Below are 23484 nucleotides of genomic sequence, written 5' to 3' on the forward strand. Positions count from 1 at the left end.
CATCCAATAGACCTATTATAGGACAGGCTTCTCGATCTTACAACAGTTTTTTTACAAAAATCTTACAGATTTTTAGTACTTTCGACACCCAAATTCATAACCTTACAGTCCTTTCGACATGATCCGATCGTATGGGACTTATATAGACAAAAAACGGAGCAATGATATAATAGGATTATTCCAAAATTAGGGGGAGCAAGCATGATGCAATGGTTCTCTGCTTTATCGATTCGCAATAAGCTGCTGACGGGCTGCTACGCCATCGTCGCCATTTTCTCCGTCGCGCTTATCCTTGGTTTGCTTATGACGGGCGGCAGCATCGTGCTGGGAATTTGCATTATCGCGATCGCCGCAATCGTTACCTTCCCGCTCGTGCGCGTAATTGAGACAGCGCTTACATCATCCATCCAAGACATGACTTCGATCGCGTTCGGCATCGCCAAAGGGGACTTTACGCAGAAGGTCGACGTATCCTCTTCCGCGTCGCTCGGCGAGCTCGGCCACTCGTTCAACAGCATGGTGGACAAGCTGCGCGATATTTTAAAAGAAACCTCGACGATTTCCAGAGTCGTGAACGATACGAGCCGAAACATCTTCGATAAGAACGTCGAGCTGAAACGGGTCATGGAGCAGGTCGCCGCTTCCGCGGGCGAGCTGGCTACGGGCGCCAACGAGATCTCCGAGGATGTCGGCGACATGGCCGATTCGATCCGCGAGATCGAGGAGAAAGTAAGCGCCTACGCCCATTCCACGCAAGAAATGAACGAACGCTCCGAGCAGACGCTGAGCCTCGTGGCCCGCGGCCGCCAAGCCGTCGACAGCCAGTCGCTGGGCATGAACCGCAACGTGGAGGCGACCTCGAAGGTCGCGGCAACGATCGAAGACCTCGCGCGGAAGGCGCAGGGCATCTCCTCCATCACGCGAACGATCTCGGATTTGGCGGAGCAGACGAACCTGCTGTCGCTGAACGCATCCATCGAGGCGGCCCGCGCGGGCGAGCACGGCCGAGGCTTCGCGGTCGTTGCCCAAGAAGTGCGCAAGCTTGCCGAGGAATCCACGTCCTCCACGAAGGAGGTATTCACGCTCGTGCGCGACATCGACGCCGGCGTGCAGCAGGCGATCCAGAACATCAAGGTCAACGAAGAAGTCGTCCAGCTGCAAATGCAGATGCTGCGCGACTCCGAGCATGTATTCACGGAGCTCGTCACGAGCGTCGAATTCATCACCGCCCAAATCGCCCAGTTCTCCAGCGAGAGCGATGCGATGCTGGACAGCGCCCGCAAGATCTCCGGCGCCATCCAGAACATCTCCGCGATCACGCAGCAGTCCGCGGCCGGCACGGAGCAAGTGTCCGCCTCGATGAACGAGCAGATCGGGTCCGTTCAAGCCGTCGTCTCCGAAACGGAGCAGATGCAGCAGATCGTCATGCAGCTGCAGCGTACGATGTCGATCTTCAAGATCTGATCTAATTCATACCCGATATTAAAGAAGAAGCCGCCCCGGTTACCCGGTGGCGGCTTTTTGTGCGTTTTATCCGGCCTGCTATTAAGCTTCGTCCGCTGCTCGTCAATCGCGACGCAAGTCGTTGACTCAGGAGCAACCCGGCCTTACGGCAGTTCCCTACATTCCTTTGCCGTACTCGTAGCCCACCGCATTCAAGAAGGCGCGCGCGATCACCGCGTGGCCGATCTGATTCGGATGAACCCGGTCCCAGGCCAGCGTCCCGGCATACAAGTGCTCCAGCACGCGTCCGAACGCGGCCTGCGTGTCGACGAACAACGTGCCGAATTTCTCCGCGACGCGCTTGACCGCCGCGCCGTACCGGTCCATCTGCGCCCGCATCAGGTCGTCCGCATTCGGCTCGATGTAGAAGGGCGTCATCAGGACGAGTCCCTTCAGCTGCGGCAGCGTCGCCGCGACGAGCGACTCCAGCGTGGCTTCGTATTCGTCCAAGTACACATGCGACTCCTTGATCGTCGGCGAGTCGAATTGACGCCATACGTCGTTCGTGCCGATCATGACGGACAACCAGTCCGGCTTCAAATCCAGCACGTCGGTCTGCCAGCGGTTCTTCAGATCGCGGACGGTATTGCCGCTCGTCCCCATATTCGTGACGCGGATGCCGCGCTCCGGATACGTCGAGGACAGCAGCGCATCGACGACGCCGACGTAGCCTTTGCCGATCGCGTCGAACAATCCTTCGCCTACGGGCCGCGCGCGGCTGCAATCCGTGATGGAATCGCCGATCATGACCAGTCTTTCATGATTTCCGATGAGCATCTTCGTTTGCCTCCCTTTTAATTGGACCCCAGGAAAAATTGAATCGTTTTGTCATTAAAGCCCGGCAGCCCTTCATGTCCGAAATCCGGATAGATTTCAAGCCGCTTCGGCGCGGCGATTTTGTTGTACGCCGCGAACTGCGTGGACGGCGGACAGATCGTATCCATCAATCCCACGGCCATCATGACCTCGCCTTGAATCCGGTTCGCCAGATGTTGAATGTCGATGTACCCGAGCTTCGTGAAGATCTCGTCCTCGCGCTTATGCTGCGGATCGAAATGGCGAAAAAACGTGCGCAATTCGGCGTAGGCATCCTTGGCCAGGTCCATCTCCCACACCCGGCGGTAGTCGCTCAGGAACGGGAATACCGGTGCAAGCTTCTTGATTCTCGGCTCCAACGCGGCGCAGGCGATCGTCAGCGCGCCTCCTTGCGAGCCGCCCATGGCGTAGACGCGCTCGCCGTCCACTTCCGGACTGTCGATCGCGATTCCTGCCAGCTGCGCGCAATCCAGGAAAACATGCCGAAACAGCAGCCCGTCCGGATCGCCGTCCAATCCGCGGACGATATGGCCGTTCAGCGTGGTCCCGGAGACGCCGCCCGTATCCTCGGAATATCCGCCTTGCCCCCGGACGTCCAGGGAGAAGATCGAGAAGCCGAGCGAGACGATGCCGAGCTTGTCCGCCCACTCTCCCGCATTGCCGCTGTAGCCGTGGAATTGCACGACGGCGGGATGCGGCGCGTCAGAGCGGCGCGGCCGCGCGTACTTCGCGTGAATGCGCGCGCCTCTGACCCCCGTGAAATACAAATCGAAACATTCCGCAGCAGGCGTCTGGAATTCACTCGGCACGAGCTCGATCGCCGGGTCGACCGCGCGCATCTCGGACAGCGCCCTTTCCCAGTAAGCATCGAAATCGGCAGGCTTCGGGTTGATTCCTGAATACGTTTGCAATTGGTGAAGCGGCATATCGATGTTAGGCATCTTCAATCCCCTTTTCGCGCGTGTTGATTCTTTTTCATGTTACGTGCTCGGTGCACCGCTGTAAAGGGTAGATTCCGATTTTTCGGTGAATGCTCGGCGCGGACAGCGGGCAAAATGACTTCATTAAGGAGGGAAGGCCATGCGGATGTTAAGCGGGGCGAGGAAAGCGCTGTTGCTGCTGGCGGCTTGGTCGTTATTGGCCGCCTCCTCCGGCGAGGGACGGGAGGTCGGCGCCGCAGCGGCGCGTGCGGCCGCGGCGGAAAGCGGCGCCCATCGGCTTCAAGGGCCCTCCGAAGAAACGGACGCCTTCTCCGGCGTCAAGCCCAAAAAACAGAGCGCCCGCGCGAAATCGATGTCCTGGGTAACGCTGCAGAAGCGCTATCCCGGCGCCTTCGTCGTCTGGGGCTCGCGGCGGTACCGGAAAGTAGCGCTTACGTTCGACGACGTGCCGGACCCCAGATATACGCCCCAGGTGCTGGATACGCTGGCCCGCTATAAAGTAAGGGCGACCTTCTTCGTCGTCGGCCAACGGGCGGCCGCCAATCCCGCTCTCGTCCGGCGCATGAGCAGGGAAGGCCATATCATCGGCAATCATTCGCTCAATCATCCCGTGTTCTCCCGGATCTCGCTGTATGCCATGCAGCAGCAAATCCTGCGCACGGATTGGATTCTGAGGCCGCTGGCAGGCTACAGCCCGAGGTTCGTCCGACCGCCGTACGGGGAGATCACGCCGGCGCAGGTGGAATGGCTCCGGGGCGGAGGCTATACGGTCGTCAATTGGGACGTCGATTCCGAGGATTGGCGAAGCCTGGACAGCAACGCCATCCTGATCAACATCAAGCGAACGCTTCAGCCTGGCTCCATCATCCTGCAGCATGCCGGCGGAGGCGCGGGCCAGGATCTGTCCGGCACCGTCGCCGCGCTGCCCCGGCTTATCAAGCTGCTGCGAAGCAAAGGATACACGATCGTCACGCTGCCCGAGCTGCTCGGCCGTCCGGCCAATCGCAAAGGGCAATAGAACGAACGAAACGGCAGTCCCGAGGGACTGCCGTTTGCCGTAAGACGTGCTTATTTATCAAGAACGAAGACCTTGACGGATTGAAAGCCGAAATTGCTTGCTTGCTGCTGCGATTGCGGAACGAAAATATCGATTCGGTTCCCGCTGATGGCACTGCCTTGGTCGGACGCGACCGCCATCATGCCTCCTGACGGAAGACCGTTATGATCGTAGCCGGTAATGTACAATTTGCTTCCCATCGGAATGACGTCCGGATCGACCGCGATCGTGCCGAGCTTCAGCGGATTGCCGAAGTAATCGACCGCTCCCCAGCCGTTCTCCGAGGCCGCAGCCGTATACGCGCTTGCTTTTGCCTGCACGACGTCCGTATAGACGTACGACTTGCCGTTCACGGTAACGCGGTCAGCCTGCGGCTTTTGGGCCGTCGTTTTTCTTGCCTTGGAAGTCGTCGCCGCCTTCTTAGGAGCGGCTTTCTTCGCCGGGGCAACTTTTTTCGCAGGCGCGGCTTTCTTGGCCGGCGCGACCTTTTTCGCCGCCGCTTTCGGTGCTTCCGCCGTTTTTTTGGCTGCCGGCTTCACGGCTTGTTTATCGGCCGCGAGCTTCGTCGCTTTCACCGGCGTCGTCGATTTGGCCGTTGCGGTCGCCGGAATGACCAGCATCAAGCCTTCGTAAATATTCGCCGCGTCGACAAAAGGATTCGCCTGCTGCAGCAGATCGACGCTGACGCCGAATTGGCTCGAGATCTTCCAGAACGTGTCGTCGTCCTTCGCTTTGTACTTGGCCTCCGCATGGGCGGCCGCCGCGCTTTGGGCGAGAATGACAAGGCTGAGCGCTGCTGCTACAACGCCCTTCTTCCAGTGGATATTCATGTTGTCGATTTCCTCCTTAGTTTACGGCCATATGCCTGAAATGCGGGCATAGGACGTCATCGCGAGAGCGACAGATCCGCTTTAAACGGAAGCGGAACGATGATGTCGTCATCGCATGCGGCCTGCGAGGTTAGTTGTCGGATTCGGGTCGAGGAGTTCGACCCTACGCGCGTAAACGCGCGATTCACCCCAGCGCCAAGGCGCGGTGAACCCGTCATGTGATGTCCATCAGATGACGGGAACGGAGCAATATGACTTGCTCCAAAAGATCCCCCGTACGAGTAACGTTTCGGCTCGCGTAATAGAATACCATAATTCGAACGGACAATCCTACCGGTAAATCCGCCCAACGGGCGAATTACGGCATCGTTTCAATCGAATTTGGGCAAATGCACCGTCACCGTCGTTCCGATGCCGGGTCGGCTGGATATGTCGATTTTGCCGCCATGACCTTCGATGATACGGTAGCACACCATGAGCCCGAGCCCGGTTCCGCTGTCCTTGGTCGTGAAGAACGGGTCTCCGAGCAGCGGCAGCTGCTCTTCGGGAATGCCGACCCCTTGATCGGCGATCGAGACGGCGATCCCGCTGCCGGAGGACTTCAAATCCACGACCACCATCCCGCCTTGCGGCATCGCTTCGATGGCGTTTTTGATCACGTTGACGAACACCTGCTTGAGCTGGTTCTCTTCGCAAAGCAGCGACGCGGAATCGGCGTCGTAATACGCGGTCAGCTGCACGTTGTTCATGATCGCCTGCGTCTCGAGCAGCGTCAGCACGCTCTGGATCGTCTTGATCAGATCATGCTTGCGGAATTGATTCGCCTGCGGCTTCGCGAGCGCCATGAACTCCTGCACGATCGAATTGATCCGGTCCAGCTCCACGAGCATGATGTCGAAATAATCGTGGTAGCTGTCGATCCTCGTCTTGAGAAACTTGGAAAACCCGATGAGCGAGGTCAGCGGATTGCGGATTTCGTGCGCGATGCCCGCGGCCATCTGCCCCACGACCGATAGCTTCTCCGACTGAATCATCGCCTCCTCGTCCTTCTTGCGATCGCGAATGTCGCGAAAAACGCTCTGCACGACCGTGCCCTTGCCGGGATAATCGCGGATCCGGGTGCTCGAAACCTCGACGTCGATCACTTCGCCCGAGGCGCCGACGAGCTTCGATTCGGCAAAATCGTTGGGCTCGTCCGTCTCGAAGACTTGCATAAGCCGTTCCTTCGCGGTTTCTCTTACGTCGGGATGGAGGTAGTGCAGGAAAGGCTTCGAAAGCAGCTCCGCTTCCGTCAAGCCGAGGATGCGCAAGCCAGCCTGATTCGAAAAAATAACCGTTTCGCCGTCATGGACGAAGATGGGTTCGGGCAAATATTTGATCAGCCGCTGATAGCTCGTGGCATCCGGATGAAGCCCGCGATCCGCGTTCCCCCCCGGCTTCAGCGCCAGCTTTCGTTTCAGTTCCGAAGCAAGCACGCGATTGCAATAAACGGCTTTGCGCCTCATATCCCGACCTCCGCAACGATTATCCTAACGAATTCGCTTCCGTTAGGCCAATCCCTTCGGCATTAGAAACAATTAATCTTGGGCCTGCATGCCAGCGATCAGGATCTCGATGCCTTCGCCGAAAATCGGAAGAATGCGCGCGAGCAGCTCTTCGATCGGCCCCGCATGCCCGCCGTACGTGCTGACGAAGCCTTCCAAGTAATAAAACAGCACCCGCGCGCGGTTCATCAGCTTCTCTCCGTCGTCGGTCGGATCGGGAGGAAGGGTCAAGCGCAGAGAATCCCGCATATGCGCGAACAGGCGGTTGCGGATCACGTTGATCTCCAGCGCCGGAGCGGGATCGTCGACCCTTACGGAGCCGGACATGAACAAGACCGTATGTAAGCTGCCGCTGCTCAAGCTGAAGACGACGTAACGGCGGCAGACGCTCTTGAGCCGTTCGAGCGGCGCGCGATCCGTGTTGGCCATTTCCGCGTGAAACTCGCTCTCCAGTTCCAATAACGACGGAATGGCGATATGCTGCAACAGCTCTTCCTTGTTCTTGAAGTACAAATAAATCGCCGTATGCGAGCAGCCGGCCCGTTTGGCGATTTCGCGCATCGTCACGTGCGGGTAGCCCTTCTCGGCGAACAATTCGGCCGCGGACTGCCGGATCGCCGCTTTCATGTCCTCGGTCATTTGTTTTCTTCTTGTCGTCGTCGTCATCGTTTGGACCCCTTTTATTTTTGATAACCATTGGTTATATATTAAACGGGGACCGCCCAAATGTAAAGAAAGCGGCTCCAGGGAGCCGCTTTCCGCGTCGTAACGCCGATTAATTCGTAAATTCCTGTACCCACTCGCCGTTGTAGTACGCGACGCCGATTTTGCCGTAGTGCGTGTTCAGGATATTCGCTTTATGTCCCGCGCTGTTCATCCAGGCGGTCATGACTTCTTGCGGCGTGCGCTGTCCTTTGGCGATATTCTCGCCCGCATAGGAATAAGCTACGCCGTAGGCACGCATCATATCGAATGGCGAGCCGTAGGTCGGCGAGTTATGATCGAAATAGTTGTTGGCATACATGTCTTTGGCTTTGTCCATGGCGACTTTCGTCAGCAGGGAGTCGGATTTGAGCGCCGGCAAGCCCGCGTTCGCGCGTTCCTTGTTGACAAGCGTCACGACTTGCGAGGCGAAGGCGCTTTTATCCGGCGTGCTCGTCCCGCCGTTCGTTCCGCCATTCGAGCCCGAGCCCGTATTCGGCGTTCCGCCGTTCGTGCCCGACCCTGCGTTCGGCGTTCCGCCGTTCGGGGTTCCGCTGCCCGTACCGCCATGCACGGGAAGATTCACGATCAGCCCGCCCCAGATGAAGTTCGGGTTTGCCAGGTTAGGGTTCGCTTTGATCAAGGCGTTCAGGTCGATTCCGTATTTCTTCGCGATCTGGTACAACGTATCGCTGTTGGTTACTTTATACGTCACGGAAGCGGGTTTCACGGAGGCTGCTTCTGCCTTCTGCAGTGTGGCTCCTCCGCCGAGCGCGATCAAACCTGCTGCGAGTACGCTTACGACACCTGTTCGAAATGGTTGCATCTTCATGAAAAATCCTCCTCGTGAGTTAAAAGTGCTGCCGGTCTTCCGACGCCCTATATGCTAACACGGGAGTTTTTTCATTTCACCCCATAAAATCTTCCACTACGTCTGGAAATGGAAGTGCTGCAGCACCTCGTCGTCGACGTAATCCAGGCTGTCCGCCTTCTTGAGATTGCAATCCGCGCAAGCGCATACGCAGTTGGCCGGCGTCGATAACCCGCCCTTGGATTTCGGCATGACATGGTCGATCGTGTCGCCGAAATTTCCGCAATACTTGCACACGTAATCATCCCGCTGCAGCACCAGAAGACGGAAATCCGACTTCGTGTACAGCTTGTGAATCAAGCCGGGATGGATGATGCCCGCCGCGCCTTCCTCCACCATGCGGACGGCCATTTCCGTCGGGATTTCCGTCGACCAGCGCTTGCCGGTCTCGCGGCGGCCCCGCAGCCGGATCATCCCTCGCCCGCGGTCGTTCAAGAGCGACGTTTTGTACGAGAAATTGCCTTTGACCGGCAAAATTTTGCGGTCCGGCGGGCGAATGCCCGTCGATTCCGCGACTTCTTCGAGATCCGCCTGCCGCTTCGACGACTTGCCGCGTCCGCGGCGGCGTTTGCGTTTCCGTTTGCGCGGCGGCGCTTGTTCGCCGTTCGCCTCGGTTTCCGTTCGTTCGGCGTTTGCTTCAAGCACGACGATCGCCGAATCCGCCGCCGGATCGGCCGACTCTTCCGAATCCGGCGCGTCGGCGCCGGAACCGGCCCCGTCGCCTTGCTCCGCCTGAAGCGCTTCCTGCCGGCGCTGCTCGGCCGACTTTCCTTTTCTGCGGCGGCGCTTGCGCTTCGGGCGCGGCGGCGCGCTCGACGCGGCGGCGGACGGAGTTCCGTCTGCCTTCAGGGTTGCTATTATCGCTGCGCCTACCGAAGCTCCGGCCGATGCCTCGGCGGATGCTCCCGCCGCAGCTTCCGTCGACGCTACGACCGCTCCGGCCCTTGCCGGCGCCTCTTGTATCGAGGAATATTGGCCCGCCGCGGGGATTGCCTTTTCATCCGCGCGCTGCTTGCGCTTTCGCAGGCACGACCGGCAGGTCCCGCGCCTTCCCGCGCTTCCGGACCGCTTCGTAAAGGCGGACAGCGGCTTCTCCGTGCCGCAGGCCGCGCATGATTTAAATTCCGTCATATTGCTTTCGCTCCGTTCGTCTCTCGTTCATATCATAAGCCCGTGCAGCTTGCGAAACTGCTCCGGCGTCATGCCTTCCGCTTTGCCGAATGCCGCGATGAAATGGCTCGAATCCCGGTATCCCGACAGCTGGGCGATTTCCTTGATGGATTGTTTGTTGTCGCCGAAGCTCATCATTTCTTTAGACTTCATGATGCGAAGCCGAATCAGATAAGCATAGGCCGTGATGCCGAACGCCTGCCTGAACAGCGAGTTCAGGTAGCGCGGGCTGATGTCCAGCTGTTCCGCCATGTCGGGCAATCCGATCTCCGGGTCGCCGTAATGATCGTCGAGCCAATGCAGCAGCGGATCCAGCTTCTCCAGATGCTGGTAGACGGACGAGCGTCCGCCCTTCTGCCCGTAAATTTTGACCATCGTCAGAAAGCGGTACAGCGCGGCCGAGGCGTTCAAGCCCGTCCGGTCCTCGTCCTTCTGTACCTGCTCGATCATCCGCACGAGCTGCGACGTGATCGGGGCGTCGTCGTTCCAATGGAGCCATTCCGTATGGCGAATGCCCAGCGACGCCAGCATCGAGCCCGCCAGCGCGCCGCCGAACGTGACGTACAGCGTGGACCATTTCTTCCCGCCTTTGGCCGCGTAGGAATGGGGCACGCCCGGAAAGAGCAGCGATCCATTGCCCGGCGGGAGCGTGTAACGGCGTCCCCCGAGCAGAAACTCGCCTTCGCCTTCGAGCGTCTGCAGCCAATGGAAATTCGGGTAGCCTTTGGAACGGTCGACGGGTTCCTGATACGGATTGTAACCCACGCTGTCCATATAGAGCGGCAAATCAAATTCGCCGAGGGTAAACATGTAGCGGTTCCGATGCGCGTTGGCCCACAGAATCTGATGGCCATCCAGCTGTTCCATATTATCATATCCTGCCAATCGTATTTTATATATCCTTATGTACAAGCTTACCATAGAATGGACTTATTATCACTATTCACTCCAAAGGGGACGTTGAAACATGGACACGAAGAAGCTGCCCAAAATGTTATATGGCGGAGACTACAACCCGGAGCAGTGGGAGGCGTCCGTTTGGCCGGAGGATATGCGCCTGCTCGAGCTGGCCGGCATGAATATCGCGACGGTCAACGTCTTCTCCTGGGCAATGCTGCAGCCGACCGAGGACAGCTATGATTTCGGCACGCTCGACCGCATCATGGATATGCTTGCGGGCAACGGCATTCATGCCTGCCTCGCGACGGGCACCGGCGCGCATCCGGCGTGGATGGCCCGCAGATACCCCGATGTTCTCCGGACGGATTTTCAAGGCCGGGCCCGAAAATTCGGCGGACGCCATAATTCCTGTCCCAACAGCCCGACCTATCGCAAATACGCGGAACGCCTCGCGGACAAGCTCGCGGAGCGCTACCGGGATCATCAAGCGCTGCTGCTCTGGCACGTGTCCAACGAATACGGCGACCAATGCTTCTGCGACAACTGCGCGGCGGCATTCCGCGTCTGGCTCCGGGAGAAATACGGCACGCTGGACAAACTGAACGAACAGTGGAACACCGGCTTTTGGGGCCATACCTTTTACGACTGGGAGGAGATCGTGCCGCCGAACGCCCTGTCGGAGCAGTGGACCGATACGAGAACCAACTTCCAGGGCATCTCGCTCGACTATGCCCGTTTCAATTCGGACGGCATGCTCGATTGCTACAAACTCGAGCGCGACGCGATCCGGCGGCACACGCCCGAAGTTCCGATCACGACCAACCTCATGGGCACGTACAAGCCGCTCGATTACTTCAAATGGGCCAAAGAAATGGATATCGTCTCTTGGGACAATTACCCCGGCATGGATACGCCGGTCAGCTTCACGGCCATGACGCATGACCTCATGCGCGGCCTGAAGGGCGGCAAGCCTTTCCTGTTGATGGAGCAGACCCCGAGCCAGCAGAACTGGCAGCCCTACAACACTTTGAAGCGCCCCGGCGTCATGCGACTGTGGAGCTATCAAGCGATCGCGCACGGCTCGGACAGCGTCATGTTCTTCCAGCTTCGCCGTTCCGTCGGCGCCTGCGAGAAATACCACGGCGCCCTGATCGAGCATGCCGGCCATGAGCATACGCGCGTTTTCCGCGAGTGCGCGCAGCTCGGCGAAGAGCTCGGCCGGTTCGGCGCGAAGCTGCTCGGCTCCCGGCTGCCGAGCCGAATCGCGATTATGTACGACTGGGAAAACCGCTGGGCCATCGAGTTCTCGAGCGGACCGTCCGTCGATCTGCGGTATGTCGACGAGATCCAGCGCTATTACGGCGCGCTGTACGAGCATGGCTATCAGGTCGACATCGTCTCCTTCGAGGATGACCTGTCCCCGTACGGCATCGTGCTGGCTCCCGTGATGTACATGGTAAAACCGGGCATGGCTGATCGCATCGAACGATTCGTCGCGAATGGCGGCAAATTCGTCACGACGTTCTTCAGCGGCATCGTGAACGAGAACGACATCGTCACGCTAGGCGGCTATCCGGGCGAACTGCGCCAACTGCTTGGGATCTGGGCGGAAGAGATCGACGCGCTGCTCCCGGGACGTACCAATGCCATCGTGATGAAGGACGCCTACGGGGAGCTGCAGGGCAGCTACGGCTGTTCGCTGCTTTGCGATCTTGTTCACGCGGAGACGGCGGATGTCATCGCGGAGTACGGCGACGATTTCTATCGCGGGATGCCGGCGGTGACCCGCAACCGGTTCGGACGAGGCGAAGCCTGGTATATCGCTTCCTGCCCGGAACCGGCTTTCCTGGAGGGCTTCCTGAACGAGCTGTGCCGCGGAGAAGGCATCGCGCCGCTGCCGGGCAAAGCGCCGGGCGTCGAAGTTACCCGGCGGGAGCTGGACGGCAAATCGTTCTTGTTCGTGCTGAATCATAACGATCAGGAAGCGGTTATTCGGCTCGGGGAAGCAGCCGGCACCGATCTGATCACCGGCGCGGCGGTTTCCGGAACGGTGGAGCTTGCCGGCCGCGACGTACTGATCGTGGAGCAATTTGCTTGATATTCCTAGCCTCCGAGTCGCATAGCTCCTTTTGCCGCTGAACATATTAGTGGTTAGAAAGGAGCTTGATACTCAGATGAAACGATTTTTCGGAACGCTGCTCGGATTGGTTCTGGCATTCGGCGTAGGGGCAATTATTTATAACTCCGTCAGGGACACGACGCCGAACGGCACGTATCATTCAGCGAGCAAGGAAGCTCACCGCATCAAAACGAACACGGTAGACCGTCTGCCGATGACGACGCGAACCGACACCCGATTGGGCGACGGCACGCTTCGCGCCAAGCAACAAAACATCGACCTGAATCCGCTCAACGATTGGCTGCGCCAAATGTACCCGGGCACGGGCAATTACTACAACGGCGCCAATGGCAGCACCGGAAATGCAGGCAATGGCGGGTATTACAACGGCAATACCGGATACCCGGGCAATACGGCGGGGAACGGGGGAACCGGTAACGGCACGGGAACCGGTACTGGGACCGGCAATACGGGCGGCACCGGTAATACGGGCGGCAACGCCGGAACCGTCGACCAAAGCATCGCGAACCAAATCCTGCAGAAGGTTAACGCGGAGCGTTCCAAAGCCGGCGTTCAGCCGCTGACGCTCAGCGCCAGCCTGAACAAGATCGCGCAGGCCAAATCCGCCGACATGCGCGACAAGAACTACTTCGACCATCAATCGCCGACGTACGGCAGCCCGTTCGACATGATGAAACAGTTCGGCGTAAACTACTCGTACGCCGGCGAGAACATCGCCGCCGGCCAGCAGGACGTCCAATCCGTCATGACCGCATGGATGAACAGCCCCGGCCACCGTCAGAACATCCTGAGCCCCAACTACACCCAGCTTGGCGTGGGCTATGCCAAAGGCGGCAACATGAGTCCTTACTGGACGCAGGAATTTATCCGTCCTTAACCGGAACGGAGGAGCACGAAGAAATAGGCGGTGCGGGAGATTTCTCCCGCACCGCCTATTTCAATTCGGTCCGATGCCGCGCAGCACGTTCATCGGCTTCGCCCGCATCGATTCATGGCTGCGCGTATTGCAATTAAGGGAAGGACAGCGAGGTTTCAACGCACATCGCCACGTCTTCGTTATGATGTCCGAAACGTCACGCCGGTCATATCCTCGCTAAGCTGCCACAGCCGCTCGGCCAGGCCGGGATCGATCGCGTGAGGAAGAACGCCCGTCAACACTTGGGCCACGCCCTGCAAATCAAACTCCGGCATAAGCTCCGCGATATCGGCATCGAGGCAGTATACGCCGCCTTTGCCGTCGAGCTGCGCATTTGCCGCGCACCATACGCTCGTGGCCGCGCCCTGCTCGATTGTCTTGTAGCCGGCCGGCGTCGTTGCGACGCGTCGTCCTTGCTCGTCAAGCATGCCCATGGCACGCAATTCGTCATCCGACATAAAACGCGCCAAGTCCGTCATGATCCTGCCGGGATGGACGGAGAAGGCGCGAACGCCGTGTTCCTGTCCGCGCTTGTCAAGCGCAACGGCGAACAGCGCGTTGGCGGTTTTGGATTGGCCGTAGGCCCGGTACTTCTCGTATTCCTGACGCTCAAAGCTCGGATCGTCGAAGTCTACGCCCCCGAACCGGATGCCTGCGGACGAGACCGACACGACGCGCGCGTCGCCCGATTGTTTCAATGCCGGCCAGAGCCGGGCCGTCAACTGGAAATGGCCCAAGTGATTGGTCGCGAACTGCGATTCGTAACCGCGCTCATCGCGTACGAGCGGCGCCGCCATGATGCCGGCGTTATTGACCAAGATGTCGAGCGGCCGTCCGGAAGCCAGAAACCGCTGCGCGAACGCGTCGATCGACGCCGGCTCCATCAGATCCAGTTCCTCCAGCTCCACGCGCGGGATGTCGGCGACCGAAGCCCGTGCTTTCTCCGGCGTGCGCGCCGGTACGATCACCGTTGCGCCCGCTTCCGCGAGAACGCGGGTCGTCTCCAGGCCGATGCCGGAGTATCCTCCGGTCACGATGGCCGTCTTGCCGCTCAAGTCGCGTCCGCCAAGCGCTTCCTTCGCCGTCGTTTGCGGCCCGAAGCCCGATGGGAGCGGCATTTGCGGCGTCGCCCGATATTGTTCGTTCATGTGCTTTTGCATCGTTCATTCTCCTCCTTCTGTCGTACAGATGGCATCGTAATCGATGGAGCGCGCTCCAGGTCAAGCTTTTTCCTCCTGGGCTTGCTGCCTTTCTTTGCCGGCTTTGCGGAATGCCCCCGGGGTAACGCCCGTCTCCTTCTTGAACGTTTTGGCAAAATGATGCACGTCGGCAAATCCGCAGTAGACGGCGATTTCTTCGATGGAATGCTCCGAGCCCGCGAGCAGCTCGCGCGCATGCTTGATCCGCAGCCGGAGCAGGTACCGATGCGGGGCGATGCCGAATTGCGCCTTGAATTTGGCGCTGAACCGGGACGGAGACAAATTCGCCCTTGCCGCCATTTCATGCACGGCGAGCGGCTCCGACAAGCGAAAAGACATGAACGACGTGATCCAATTCATCGGCTGGGGCGCGGATCGCTCCGCCTGCTTCAGATCGGCCGTGTGATCCTCCAGGATCGCGAGCAGCACTTCGGAAGCGAGCGTCTGCACGCGCAGCTGCAGGAGCGGGTCGCGGCGCTGCCAATTCTCGACCATTTCCAAGAAACGGTCGCGCAGCAAGACCGGCTGCTTCGGCTTCAACCGGACCGGGATCTCGATGCCCTGCAAATCGTTCAACCGCGGCTGCAGCAAATGCTCGTACGGCGCAAGATCGATCTGGCCCGGCCGCGTCGGGAAGCGCTCTTCGCGATATTCGTCGTAGAACCAATCCAGATGGACGAACGGCGTGATCGAGTTCGTTCTCCCTTCCAGAACCGTCAGGCTCCCCGGTTGAATCAGACAAAACTCGCCGCCGCGGAATTCATACGGCACGCCGTCCACCTGAAACAAGCATTCCCCTTCCTGGATATAGACCAGCAAATAATCGAGCAGCCGCCGGGCGGCCACGCTCCATGGCGCACGTACCGCGTAGTCGCCTTCGCGGATATACGGGACGATCGGCTGCCGGGCCAGCATTTCGGACAGATACATGAGACTCCCCCTCGGGACATACGATGCATGATAGGTCTCATTATAAAAGCAATCAGTCGTTTTTGACAAAAAGTCAGCCATTTGTTACAAAGATTCCCGCCTCGGCCCGCACTATAATTAAGGCATTAACCACGCATCCGTCCGGATGACATAAAGGAGACATTGAACGACGATGGCAACGACAGCGGATTACGCGCAGCTTCCTTCGCTGCACACCGATTATTCCCTTTCGGCAGACCAAGTTGCCGCTTATCGGCGCAACGGGCATATCCTGCTGAAGCAAGTCGCGACGCGGGACGAGATTCAAGCCTACGAGCCGATTATCGCGGGCGTCGTCCGCGAGCATGATTACAACACGAAGCCCGTAGCGGAGCGGGACACCTACGGCAGAGCGTTCATTCAGATCGGCAATCTGTGGCAGATGAACGAAGGCGCGAAGCGGTTCGTGATGGCGCGGCGCTTCGCCAAGATCGCCGCGGAGCTCATGGGCGTGCAAGGCGTCCGCATCTACCACGACCAAGCCTTGTTCAAGGAGCCGGGCGGCGGGCATACGCCGTGGCATCAGGATCAGGTCTACTGGCCGCTCGATACGCCGAATACGGTCACGCTCTGGATGCCGCTCGTCCCCGTCTCCGAGGAAGTCGGATCGATGACGTTCGTCGACGGCTCGCAAACGCTCGGCTACATGAGCCGCCAAGCGATCTCCGACGAGTCCCATAAGACGCTCGGCTCGTTCATCGAGGGCAAGCAGCTGCCGAAGACGAACTACGGCGCCATGGCGGCCGGGGACGCGACGTTCCATGCGGGCTGGACGCTTCATTCCGCGCCGGGCAACCCGACCGATACGATGCGGGAGGTCATGACGATCATTTACATCGCCGACGGCGTGCGCATCATCGAGCCGGACAGCAAAGCGCGGGAAAACGACATGAAGGGCTGGTTCCCGGGGCTCGCTCCGGGCGACGTGGCCGCATCCGCGCTCAATCCGCTCGTATATAAGGACTGATCTCAAGCTGAACCGAACAACGACAAAGCCCGGTTTCGAATATGACATTCGAAACCGGGCTTTGCGTTTGCATCATGGACGTGGCGCGGCTCTAATGCCGCTCTCGCACACTACAGGCTGATGACTTTGCCCGTTGCTTGCGATTCGAATGCCGCCAGAATGACGGCAAGCGATTTGCGTCCTTCTTCGCCGGAAATGCTCGGCGGCGTATTCGTTACGAGGCTTTCGACGAATGCGTCGACGACGCCGCTCGTTTCCTGCTTGTCGTTGGTGCTGATCGCGCCGACGTTGTATTTCTCGACCGAGCCGTTGCGCAGCTCGACGATGATCTGATCCTTGGGATCGGTGCCGATTTTCATGACGCCGTTCTCGCACCAGAGCACGGTGCTGTTGTCTTCGCCCTTGTAATACGTCCAGCTGGCGACGAGCGTGCCGATCGCGCCGCTCTTCATTCGCAGCAGGACGGCCGCATTGTCGTCGATGTCCGTGTCCTTCTTGTCCAGCGTGCCGATGAAGCCCGTGACTTGAGCCACTTCGTCGTCCAGCAGGTAGCGGATCAGGTCGGACTTATGCACGCCGAGATCGCCCATCGCGCCCATGATCGCTTCCGGCTTGCGGAAGAACCAACTGCCTTTGCCGTCCACGCTCCAGCCTTCGGGGCCGGGGTGGCCGAACGACGTGCGGAACGTCAGCACGCGGCCGAGGATGCCGGAGTCCAGGATTGCCTTCGCCTTCACGTGCGGAGGCATCAGACGCTGATTATGGCCGACCATCAGATAAACGCCGTTCTTGCTCGCCGCCTCGATCATCGCCGCCGCTTCTTCGTCCGTGGACGCCATCGGCTTCTCGACGAGCACGTGCGCGCCCGCATTCGCGGCCGCGATCGCGACCGGAGCATGCAGATAGTTCGGCGTGCAGACGCTGACCGCGTCCGGCTTGATTTCCTGCAGCATTTCTTCGTAAGAGGCGAACGCCTTGGCGCCGAATTCATCGGCGAACTTGTTCGCGCGCTCGAGTACGGGGTCGACGAATGCCACGAGCGTCACGTTCGGGTTCGCGGCGTATTCCGGGATGTGCCGGCGCAGCGCGATCGCGCCGCAGCCGACGACGGCTACACGTACGGTTGTCATGTGTATGATGGCTCCTTCTCGTTGATGAATGAATTAGGCTTTGTGGCCGTTCGTTTTCAGCCAGTCCATGCTCGTTTGAACCGATTCCAGCGGCGGGTTCGCGCAAGTATCCTGCTCGACGACGATCCATTCGACGTTCGCTTTGCCCGCGGCCGCGATAATGTCGTTCAGGGCCAGATCACCGCGGCCGAGCTCGACCGTATCGATTTGCGCGCCGGCTTCGCCTTTGCGGAAGTCCTTCAGATGAAGCAGCGGCAGACGACCCGCGTATTTCGCGATATACGCGAGCGGATCCTGGTTGGAGTACTGCACCCAGCCGATATCCATCTCGACTTTCAGCAGATCGGCCGGCACTTTGGTGTACATCGCGTCGAATACGAATTCTCCGTCGATTTTGAGCGCGAATTCGAAGTCGTGGTTATGGTAAGCGAATTGCAAGCCTTCCTGCTTCAAACGCTCGCCGAGGCCGTTGAATTGGTCGATCAGCGCGCGCCAGAACGATTCGCCCTCGGAAACTTTGTCCGGCGGAATCCACGGGCAGACGACATACGTCGCGCCGATCGTTTTCAGGTAGGCGATTTCCTCTTCCAGCTTGTTTTCGAGGTTGGCGAGGCCGACGTGGCTGCCGAACGCCTCCAGGTTCAATTCCTTCAGCAGGTCGCGCATTTCTTCGGCCGGCACGTCGCCGTAGCCGGCGAATTCGACGCCCTCGTATCCCATGGCCGCTACCTTGCGGAGCGTGCCTCTCATATCTTTTGCGGTTTCGTCGCGAAGCGTATACATTTGCAATCCGATTTTCATCATCTGTTCGTCCTTTCGATCCGCGGACCGGGGCAGGAAGCGCCAATCTCGCCGAAGTTAGTTTACCGATCTGACACCCATTATAGTGGATATCGAGCGTTAGCAGGATGTATTATATAACAGTGACATGTACAATATTGCTGCAAAGTGAGGTTCATGCCCGTGTTTGCCGATATCATGAGTTGCGGCTATTCCTATCATTCGCAGCCCTTCCAGATGACCAATCCCGAAGGCTTGCGCGCCTACCTTTTCCGCCTGCAGACCGAAGGCACGTGCGAGGCGCTCGTCGACGGCCGCATGCAGCGCATCGAAGCCGGCGACCTGTTGATGTTCAAGCCCGGCGACTCCTACAATCTCGTCGTGTCGACCTCGCAACAGGAGGACCCGTCCCCGGACGGCGCCGGCATCTCGAGCGGCGACTATTTCGTCATCTGCCGGGGAGAATGGCTGGATGAATGGTGGGGCCGCAAGGAGCGCAGGCGCAAAGTCAAGGTTGTCCCGGACGAGCGGTGGTTGTCGATCTGGCAGGCGCTCATACTGGAGAAACGCCGATTTGAGGCGGAGGACCCCGAGCTCGCCGACTATCTGCTGCGCGCGCTGTGCCTCGGCCTCGACCGCGCCGCCGACACGCAGTCCGTGCTGCAGGGCAAATCGTTCATCGCGACCCGCATGAAAAACTTCATCGACGAGCAAGCCGCGCTTTCGTTCACGGTCGCGGACGTCGCCGCGCACGTCGGCCTCAGCGTGTCGCGCACCGTTCACCTGTTCAAGGAATGCTATGGCTTGACCATCATACAGTATACCCAAAACGTCCGATTATCCATGGCGATCGAACGGATCAAGTACAGCAGCATGACGCTCGACCAGGTCGCCGAAACCTGCGGCTTCGGCAGTTATTCTTACTTCTACCGCGTGTTCCGGCAGAAATACGGCGTGTCGCCCGCGGCGTACCGGGTACAATAAAGCGGTAAGGCTTCCGCCGGGAAGCCGCGCTGCCGGACCGGCGCCGGAGCGCTCGCAGATCAATGCCGCCAACGTTGCCATCGGCCGCCTACCCATGCTATCCCACCCCGCGACATATTCATCACAAAAACGGGATATAACTCCCCTCGCGCCTCAATCGATGGAGTCCCGCAAAAAGCGCCCGCAAACGGCTCGTTTCTTTACCTGGATCGTATTTTTCTCTATAATTAGCGATTAAAGAGGTGTAGGAAGCATGATCATTCTAAAAACAAAAGACGAAATCGAGCACATGCGCATAGCGGGCGAAATTTTGGCCGCCTGCCACCGCGAAATCAGAACGATGGTCAAGCCGGGCGTCACGACGCACGAGATCGACCAATTCGTCGAGAAATTCCTGAAGCAGCATGGCGCCACGCCGGAGCAGAAGGGCTATAAAGGCTATGCGTTCGCGACCTGCGCGTCCGTCAACGACGTCATCTGCCACGGGTTTCCGTCGTCCGCGCCCTTGAAGGACGGCGATATCGTCACGATCGACATGGTCGTCAACTTGAACGGCTGGCTGGCGGATTCCGCCTGGTCGTATCCGGTCGGCAATGTCTCCGAGCAGGCGGCGAAGCTGCTCGCGGTCACCGAGGCTTCGATGTACAAAGGCATCGAGCAGGCCGTCGTCGGCAACCGCATGGGCGACGTGTCCAATGCGATCCAGACATACGCCGAGGAGAACGGTTTCTCCGTCGTCCGCGATTTCATCGGCCACGGCATCGGCCAAGACATGCACGAAGAGCCGCAGGTGCCGCATTACGGACCTCCTGGCCGGGGCATTCGCCTGAAGGCCGGCATGGTCATGACGATCGAGCCGATGCTGAACACGGGCGCCTGGCAGAGCAAGATCGACAGCGACGGCTGGACCGCGCGCACGATCGACGGCGGACTCTCCGCCCAGTACGAGCATACCATCGCGATTACGGATGACGGCCCCATTATTCTGACGAAGCAGTAAGCATGCAGACGGTAACGCAACCCGCCGCGGTTGTTCATCGCATGATGCGAGCTCCGTTAGGAATGACAATCATCCTGAAAGTTGCGAGGCTCGTCCTCATCCATGAGAAAGGCCTTGTCGCAGCAGCTGCGACAAGGCCTTTTCCTTTATTAACACGGACTGGCGGAGGCATGAAGCACGGCTTATGGTTATGCCAAGCGCGCATACATACGGATGCTCAGTATGGCTATCCCCCCGCAGGCTCCTATTGCGCAACCTCGAAACATTTCTCGATCAAGGCCATCCGAATGTACAAGCCGTTCTGCGCTTGCCTGAAGTACGCTGCCCGAGGGTCGTCGTCCACCTCCGGGTGAATTTCGCCGGCGCGCGGAAGCGGATGCAGGATCAGCGCGTTGCGCTTCATCGTGTCCGTCAGCTTGCGGTCGATGATGTACTTCCCTTCCGCCTTGCCGTATTCCTCGAGCGACGGAAAACGCTCCTTCTGGATGCGCGTTTGGTAGAAGACGTCCGCCGTCCCCGCCAGGCTTCCCAAATCGGCCGATTCCTCGTATGCCGCGCCTTTCTCGTCCAAATACTGCTTCACGTACGACGGGATACGCACGTTATCCGGCGACACGAACGAAATGCGCACGTCGCGGTAGTTGGCCAGCAGATAGCTGAGCGAATGAACCGTACGCCCGTAGGTCAAATCCCCGATCATCGCGATATGCAGGCCGTCGATGCCGCCGAATTCCTTCTGGATCGTGTACAAATCCAGCAGCGCTTGGGTCGGATGCTCGCCCGAACCGTCGCCCGCGTTGATGACCGGTACGCCCGATACCGCGGCCGCCCGCTTCGCCGCTCCGATCTCCGTATGCCGCATGACGATCAGATCGCTGTAGCCGGCAATAATCCGGATCGTATCCTCGAGCGTCTCGCCCTTGATCGTCGACGAGAACTGGCTCGCGTTCTCCGTGCCGATGACTCTTCCGCCCAGCCGATGCATCGCCGATTCGAAGGAAAAGCGCGTCCGCGTGCTCGCTTCGAAGAACAGCGTGCTCATGATTTTGTTCGGGTAGCGCTGGACGCCTCCGTGCACGGCCACCTGCTCCATTTCCTTCGCCGATCCGAACAGCTGCTCCAGCTGCTCCCTGTCGAACTGCTTTGCGCCAAGCACATGATACAGCATGCTCATTGCCCGTTCATTCCCTTCCAGTCTCAAGTCGATTGCCTCCATCTGATTATAAGGGAGACGTCCGTGCGGAGACAAACCCCCTCTTACCCGATGATGAGCTTCTCCTCCGGATATTTGACGGCCGGCTGCTTCTTGCGCGCCTGGAACAGCGAGATGAACAGGAACATGCCGATGCGGCCGAAAAACATCAACAGCATGAGCGTGATCTTGCCCGTCGGTTGAAGCGAGCCCGTTATGCCCGTGGACATCCCGCATGTCCCGAAGGCCGAAGTCACCTCGAACAGCACCGCCGCCAGGTCGTATTTATGCTTCTCCGACATCAACAGCGCGAAGACGCCCGCAAGGACCAGCAGCAGCGACAACAGGAAGAAGACGAAGCTCTTCGTCACGTCCTCGCGGTTGAACGAACGTCCGAACGCTCTCGGCGCATGCTCGCCCTTGAAGAACATGATGATGGTGATGAAAATAACCGCGACCGTCGTCGTTCGTACGCCGCCCCCCACGCTGGATGGGCTGGCCCCGACGAACATGAGCACGGAAACCAGCAGCAGCGTCGCCTGATGCAGCGTCGAGACGTCGATCGTCGTCAGCCCGGCGCTGCGCGACGTGACCGAGAGAAACAGCGAATTCATGATTTGCCTGCCGGCGGACATCGCGCCGAAGGAATGCCCCGCCTCCGTCAGCCAGATGCAGGCCGCCCCGCCGAAGAGCAGCACGGCATGCGTCACGAGCGTCAGCTTCGTGAACAAGGAGAAGCGGAACCGCTTCCCTTTCCCGCTGCGAACGAAACGCCAAAGCTCCGCGAGCACGGGGAACCCGACCGCGCCCGAGACGATGAGCAGCATCGATAACGCTTGAATGTAGTAACTGCGGGAGTACCGGACGAACGAATCGCCGAACAGATCGAAGCCCGCGTTCGTAAACGCGGAAACCGAATGAAACAGGCCGTAATAAAACGCGCGGCCGATCGAAGCCGTGAATCCGGACAAATAGAAATAGCCGGCGAACAGCAACGTGCCGATCAGCTCGATCGCCAGCGTCAAGATGAGCACGAGCCGCATCAGATCGACAAGTCCCGCCAGATTGTTCCGGTTCTGGTCGATCATGATCAGCTTGCGCTGAAGCAGGCCGATATGCTGGCCCATGAGCATCCAATAGAAGCTGCCGAGCGTCATGATGCCGATCGCGCCGAATTGAAAGGCGACGAGCAGTACGGCCACGCCGAAGCCGCTGAACGTGTCCACGGTGCTGACCGTCGTAAGCCCGGTCACGCTGATCGCGCTGACCGACGTAAACAGCGCGTCCAGCGGCGATATCGAGACGCCCGGCTTCCAACTGACGGGCAGCATGAGGAGCGCGCCGGTGATCATGACGACCAGGAGATAAGCAGCCGAGACGAGCTGAGCCGGCGAGAGCACGGTTAATAATTTTTTGAGCATGATGACGGATTCCTTCCTGCTTGTACTTCCTGCATCTTACAATTGTAATCGAAGTCATGGGGCCGCATACAGCCCCGAATGCAAAAAACTTCGACTACCGTCGATCGCGGTCGTTTCCAGGCGAAAAAAAAAGCCCCTGAATAATCAGGGACTTGTTCGTTGTAAGGTTGGTGCGGTCGGAGGGATTTGAACCCTCACGCCTTGTGAGCGCCACCCCCTCAAGATGGTGTGTCTGCCGTTCCACCACGACCGCGAAGTGATATGAAATTGTCCATATCGATGAGGTAAAGTGAGTCATGTAGGATTCGAACCTACGACACCCTGATTAAAAGTCAGGTGCTCTACCAACTGAGCTAATGACTCAAATATGGGAATTTGGTGACCCGTAGGGGACTCGAACCCCTGTTACCTCCGTGAAAGGGAGGTGTCTTAACCACTTGACCAACGGGCCA

The 23484-nt window shown here is 59.1% G+C and carries 21 protein-coding genes, 3 tRNA genes and 1 riboswitch; of the genes, 7 read left to right on the top strand and 17 right to left on the bottom strand.

Annotated elements, in window-relative coordinates; all coding sequences use genetic code 11:
* Window positions 1–204: 204 nt before the first annotated feature.
* Window positions 205–1464 (top strand): methyl-accepting chemotaxis protein, encoded by a 1260-nt coding sequence (locus tag GT019_RS20380; protein WP_161745063.1) that lies wholly within the window; start codon window positions 205–207, stop codon window positions 1462–1464.
* A gap of 156 nt (window positions 1465–1620) precedes the next feature.
* On the opposite strand, the gene GT019_RS20385 is transcribed toward GT019_RS20380, so the two are convergent.
* Window positions 1621–2280 (bottom strand): SGNH/GDSL hydrolase family protein, encoded by a 660-nt coding sequence (locus GT019_RS20385; RefSeq protein ID WP_161745038.1) that lies wholly within the window; start codon window positions 2278–2280, stop codon window positions 1621–1623.
* A gap of 17 nt (window positions 2281–2297) precedes the next feature.
* Window positions 2298–3260: an acetylxylan esterase gene (locus tag GT019_RS20390; RefSeq protein ID WP_161745039.1), complete on the bottom strand. Its 963-nt coding sequence runs from the start codon at window positions 3258–3260 to the stop codon at window positions 2298–2300.
* A 139-nt stretch (window positions 3261–3399) separates the two neighbouring features.
* On the opposite strand from GT019_RS20390, the gene GT019_RS20395 reads away from it, so the two are divergent.
* Window positions 3400–4278 carry a polysaccharide deacetylase family protein gene (locus tag GT019_RS20395; RefSeq protein ID WP_161745040.1) on the top strand — a complete coding sequence of 293 codons (879 nt, stop codon included), beginning with the start codon at window positions 3400–3402 and terminating at the stop codon, window positions 4276–4278.
* Between the two features lie 50 nt (window positions 4279–4328).
* Here the strand turns inward: GT019_RS20395 and GT019_RS20400 are convergent, their stop codons facing one another.
* The 6 genes from GT019_RS20400 to GT019_RS20425 form a co-directional block, all read right to left on the bottom strand.
* On the bottom strand, window positions 4329–5147 hold the full coding sequence (locus tag GT019_RS20400; RefSeq protein WP_161745041.1) for a 3D domain-containing protein: 819 nt from the start codon (window positions 5145–5147) through the stop codon (window positions 4329–4331).
* Window positions 5148–5252: 105 nt separating this feature from the next.
* A riboswitch (cyclic di-AMP (ydaO/yuaA leader) is annotated at window positions 5253–5452 on the bottom strand.
* Between the two features lie 66 nt (window positions 5453–5518).
* The gene (locus GT019_RS20405; RefSeq protein ID WP_161745042.1) at window positions 5519–6652 is read right to left on the bottom strand and encodes an ATP-binding protein; all 1134 of its coding nucleotides are present in this window, start codon (window positions 6650–6652) and stop codon (window positions 5519–5521) included.
* A 72-nt stretch (window positions 6653–6724) separates the two neighbouring features.
* The gene (locus GT019_RS20410) at window positions 6725–7357 is read right to left on the bottom strand and encodes a TetR/AcrR family transcriptional regulator (protein ID WP_161745043.1); all 633 of its coding nucleotides are present in this window, start codon (window positions 7355–7357) and stop codon (window positions 6725–6727) included.
* Between the two features lie 109 nt (window positions 7358–7466).
* Window positions 7467–8225 (bottom strand): CAP domain-containing protein, encoded by a 759-nt coding sequence (locus GT019_RS20415; RefSeq protein WP_161745044.1) that lies wholly within the window; start codon window positions 8223–8225, stop codon window positions 7467–7469.
* A gap of 96 nt (window positions 8226–8321) precedes the next feature.
* Window positions 8322–9395, bottom strand: coding sequence for an HNH endonuclease (locus GT019_RS20420; protein WP_161745045.1), 1074 nt, complete (start codon window positions 9393–9395; stop codon window positions 8322–8324).
* A gap of 27 nt (window positions 9396–9422) precedes the next feature.
* Complete coding sequence (locus GT019_RS20425; RefSeq protein ID WP_161745046.1) at window positions 9423–10301, bottom strand: helix-turn-helix transcriptional regulator; 879 nt, start codon at window positions 10299–10301, stop codon at window positions 9423–9425.
* Window positions 10302–10401: 100 nt separating this feature from the next.
* Between GT019_RS20425 and GT019_RS20430 the strand changes: the two genes are divergently transcribed.
* The gene (locus GT019_RS20430) at window positions 10402–12432 is read left to right on the top strand and encodes a beta-galactosidase (RefSeq protein ID WP_161745047.1); all 2031 of its coding nucleotides are present in this window, start codon (window positions 10402–10404) and stop codon (window positions 12430–12432) included.
* Window positions 12433–12508: 76 nt separating this feature from the next.
* Window positions 12509–13351, top strand: coding sequence for a CAP domain-containing protein (locus GT019_RS20435; RefSeq protein ID WP_235948765.1), 843 nt, complete (start codon window positions 12509–12511; stop codon window positions 13349–13351).
* A gap of 179 nt (window positions 13352–13530) precedes the next feature.
* Here the strand turns inward: GT019_RS20435 and GT019_RS20440 are convergent, their stop codons facing one another.
* Both GT019_RS20440 and GT019_RS20445 read right to left on the bottom strand, forming a co-directional pair.
* Window positions 13531–14550: an oxidoreductase gene (locus GT019_RS20440; RefSeq protein WP_235948768.1), complete on the bottom strand. Its 1020-nt coding sequence runs from the start codon at window positions 14548–14550 to the stop codon at window positions 13531–13533.
* A 60-nt stretch (window positions 14551–14610) separates the two neighbouring features.
* On the bottom strand, window positions 14611–15519 hold the full coding sequence (locus tag GT019_RS20445; protein ID WP_235948771.1) for an AraC family transcriptional regulator: 909 nt from the start codon (window positions 15517–15519) through the stop codon (window positions 14611–14613).
* 172 nt (window positions 15520–15691) lie between these two features.
* Here GT019_RS20445 and GT019_RS20450 point away from each other — a divergent pair, with 172 nt between their 5' ends.
* Window positions 15692–16525 carry a phytanoyl-CoA dioxygenase family protein gene (locus GT019_RS20450; RefSeq protein ID WP_161745048.1) on the top strand — a complete coding sequence of 278 codons (834 nt, stop codon included), beginning with the start codon at window positions 15692–15694 and terminating at the stop codon, window positions 16523–16525.
* A 110-nt stretch (window positions 16526–16635) separates the two neighbouring features.
* Here the strand turns inward: GT019_RS20450 and GT019_RS20455 are convergent, their stop codons facing one another.
* Window positions 16636–17655: a Gfo/Idh/MocA family protein gene (locus GT019_RS20455; protein WP_161745049.1), complete on the bottom strand. Its 1020-nt coding sequence runs from the start codon at window positions 17653–17655 to the stop codon at window positions 16636–16638.
* A gap of 33 nt (window positions 17656–17688) precedes the next feature.
* Window positions 17689–18456 carry a sugar phosphate isomerase/epimerase family protein gene (locus GT019_RS20460; RefSeq protein WP_235948774.1) on the bottom strand — a complete coding sequence of 256 codons (768 nt, stop codon included), beginning with the start codon at window positions 18454–18456 and terminating at the stop codon, window positions 17689–17691.
* Between the two features lie 162 nt (window positions 18457–18618).
* Between GT019_RS20460 and GT019_RS20465 the strand changes: the two genes are divergently transcribed.
* Both GT019_RS20465 and map read left to right on the top strand, forming a co-directional pair.
* Window positions 18619–19419, top strand: coding sequence for a helix-turn-helix domain-containing protein (locus GT019_RS20465; RefSeq protein ID WP_161745051.1), 801 nt, complete (start codon window positions 18619–18621; stop codon window positions 19417–19419).
* Between the two features lie 253 nt (window positions 19420–19672).
* Window positions 19673–20419, top strand: a complete 747-nt coding sequence (gene map / locus GT019_RS20470; RefSeq protein ID WP_161745052.1) for a type I methionyl aminopeptidase — start codon at window positions 19673–19675, stop codon at window positions 20417–20419.
* Window positions 20420–20663: 244 nt separating this feature from the next.
* Here map and pyrB read toward each other — a convergent pair whose 3' ends face one another.
* The 5 genes from pyrB to GT019_RS20495 form a co-directional block, all read right to left on the bottom strand.
* Window positions 20664–21620, bottom strand: a complete 957-nt coding sequence (gene pyrB, locus GT019_RS20475; RefSeq protein ID WP_235948776.1) for an aspartate carbamoyltransferase — start codon at window positions 21618–21620, stop codon at window positions 20664–20666.
* 56 nt (window positions 21621–21676) lie between these two features.
* Window positions 21677–23032: a TrkH family potassium uptake protein gene (locus GT019_RS20480; protein WP_161745053.1), complete on the bottom strand. Its 1356-nt coding sequence runs from the start codon at window positions 23030–23032 to the stop codon at window positions 21677–21679.
* A gap of 168 nt (window positions 23033–23200) precedes the next feature.
* A tRNA-Leu gene (locus GT019_RS20485) sits at window positions 23201–23285 on the bottom strand.
* Window positions 23286–23322: 37 nt separating this feature from the next.
* Window positions 23323–23395, bottom strand: a tRNA-Lys gene (locus tag GT019_RS20490).
* A 13-nt stretch (window positions 23396–23408) separates the two neighbouring features.
* Window positions 23409–23483: transfer RNA gene (locus GT019_RS20495), tRNA-Glu, on the bottom strand.
* Window position 23484 lies beyond the last annotated feature (1 nt).

This window comes from Paenibacillus glycinis (assembly GCF_009909185.1).
Taxonomy (GTDB): domain Bacteria; phylum Bacillota; class Bacilli; order Paenibacillales; family Paenibacillaceae; genus Paenibacillus_Z; species Paenibacillus_Z glycinis.

What these genes read in the sequence shown, in the direction of transcription:
- GT019_RS20380 (WP_161745063.1), top strand. Translation starts at nt 205, where the DNA reads ATGCAATGGTTCTCTGCTTTATCGATTCGCAATAAGCTGCTGACGGGC.
- GT019_RS20385 (WP_161745038.1), bottom strand. Translation starts at nt 2,280, where the DNA reads ATGCTCATCGGAAATCATGAAAGACTGGTCATGATCGGCGATTCCATC.
- GT019_RS20390 (WP_161745039.1), bottom strand. Translation starts at nt 3,260, where the DNA reads ATGCCTAACATCGATATGCCGCTTCACCAATTGCAAACGTATTCAGGA.
- GT019_RS20395 (WP_161745040.1), top strand. Translation starts at nt 3,400, where the DNA reads ATGCGGATGTTAAGCGGGGCGAGGAAAGCGCTGTTGCTGCTGGCGGCT.
- GT019_RS20400 (WP_161745041.1), bottom strand. Translation starts at nt 5,147, where the DNA reads ATGAATATCCACTGGAAGAAGGGCGTTGTAGCAGCAGCGCTCAGCCTT.
- GT019_RS20405 (WP_161745042.1), bottom strand. Translation starts at nt 6,652, where the DNA reads ATGAGGCGCAAAGCCGTTTATTGCAATCGCGTGCTTGCTTCGGAACTG.
- GT019_RS20410 (WP_161745043.1), bottom strand. Translation starts at nt 7,357, where the DNA reads ATGACGACGACGACAAGAAGAAAACAAATGACCGAGGACATGAAAGCG.
- GT019_RS20415 (WP_161745044.1), bottom strand. Translation starts at nt 8,225, where the DNA reads ATGAAGATGCAACCATTTCGAACAGGTGTCGTAAGCGTACTCGCAGCA.
- GT019_RS20420 (WP_161745045.1), bottom strand. Translation starts at nt 9,395, where the DNA reads ATGACGGAATTTAAATCATGCGCGGCCTGCGGCACGGAGAAGCCGCTG.
- GT019_RS20425 (WP_161745046.1), bottom strand. Translation starts at nt 10,301, where the DNA reads ATGGAACAGCTGGATGGCCATCAGATTCTGTGGGCCAACGCGCATCGG.
- GT019_RS20430 (WP_161745047.1), top strand. Translation starts at nt 10,402, where the DNA reads ATGGACACGAAGAAGCTGCCCAAAATGTTATATGGCGGAGACTACAAC.
- GT019_RS20435 (WP_235948765.1), top strand. Translation starts at nt 12,509, where the DNA reads ATGAAACGATTTTTCGGAACGCTGCTCGGATTGGTTCTGGCATTCGGC.
- GT019_RS20440 (WP_235948768.1), bottom strand. Translation starts at nt 14,550, where the DNA reads ATGCAAAAGCACATGAACGAACAATATCGGGCGACGCCGCAAATGCCG.
- GT019_RS20445 (WP_235948771.1), bottom strand. Translation starts at nt 15,519, where the DNA reads ATGTATCTGTCCGAAATGCTGGCCCGGCAGCCGATCGTCCCGTATATC.
- GT019_RS20450 (WP_161745048.1), top strand. Translation starts at nt 15,692, where the DNA reads ATGGCAACGACAGCGGATTACGCGCAGCTTCCTTCGCTGCACACCGAT.
- GT019_RS20455 (WP_161745049.1), bottom strand. Translation starts at nt 17,655, where the DNA reads ATGACAACCGTACGTGTAGCCGTCGTCGGCTGCGGCGCGATCGCGCTG.
- GT019_RS20460 (WP_235948774.1), bottom strand. Translation starts at nt 18,456, where the DNA reads ATGAAAATCGGATTGCAAATGTATACGCTTCGCGACGAAACCGCAAAA.
- map (WP_161745052.1), top strand. Translation starts at nt 19,673, where the DNA reads ATGATCATTCTAAAAACAAAAGACGAAATCGAGCACATGCGCATAGCG.
- GT019_RS20480 (WP_161745053.1), bottom strand. Translation starts at nt 23,032, where the DNA reads ATGCTCAAAAAATTATTAACCGTGCTCTCGCCGGCTCAGCTCGTCTCG.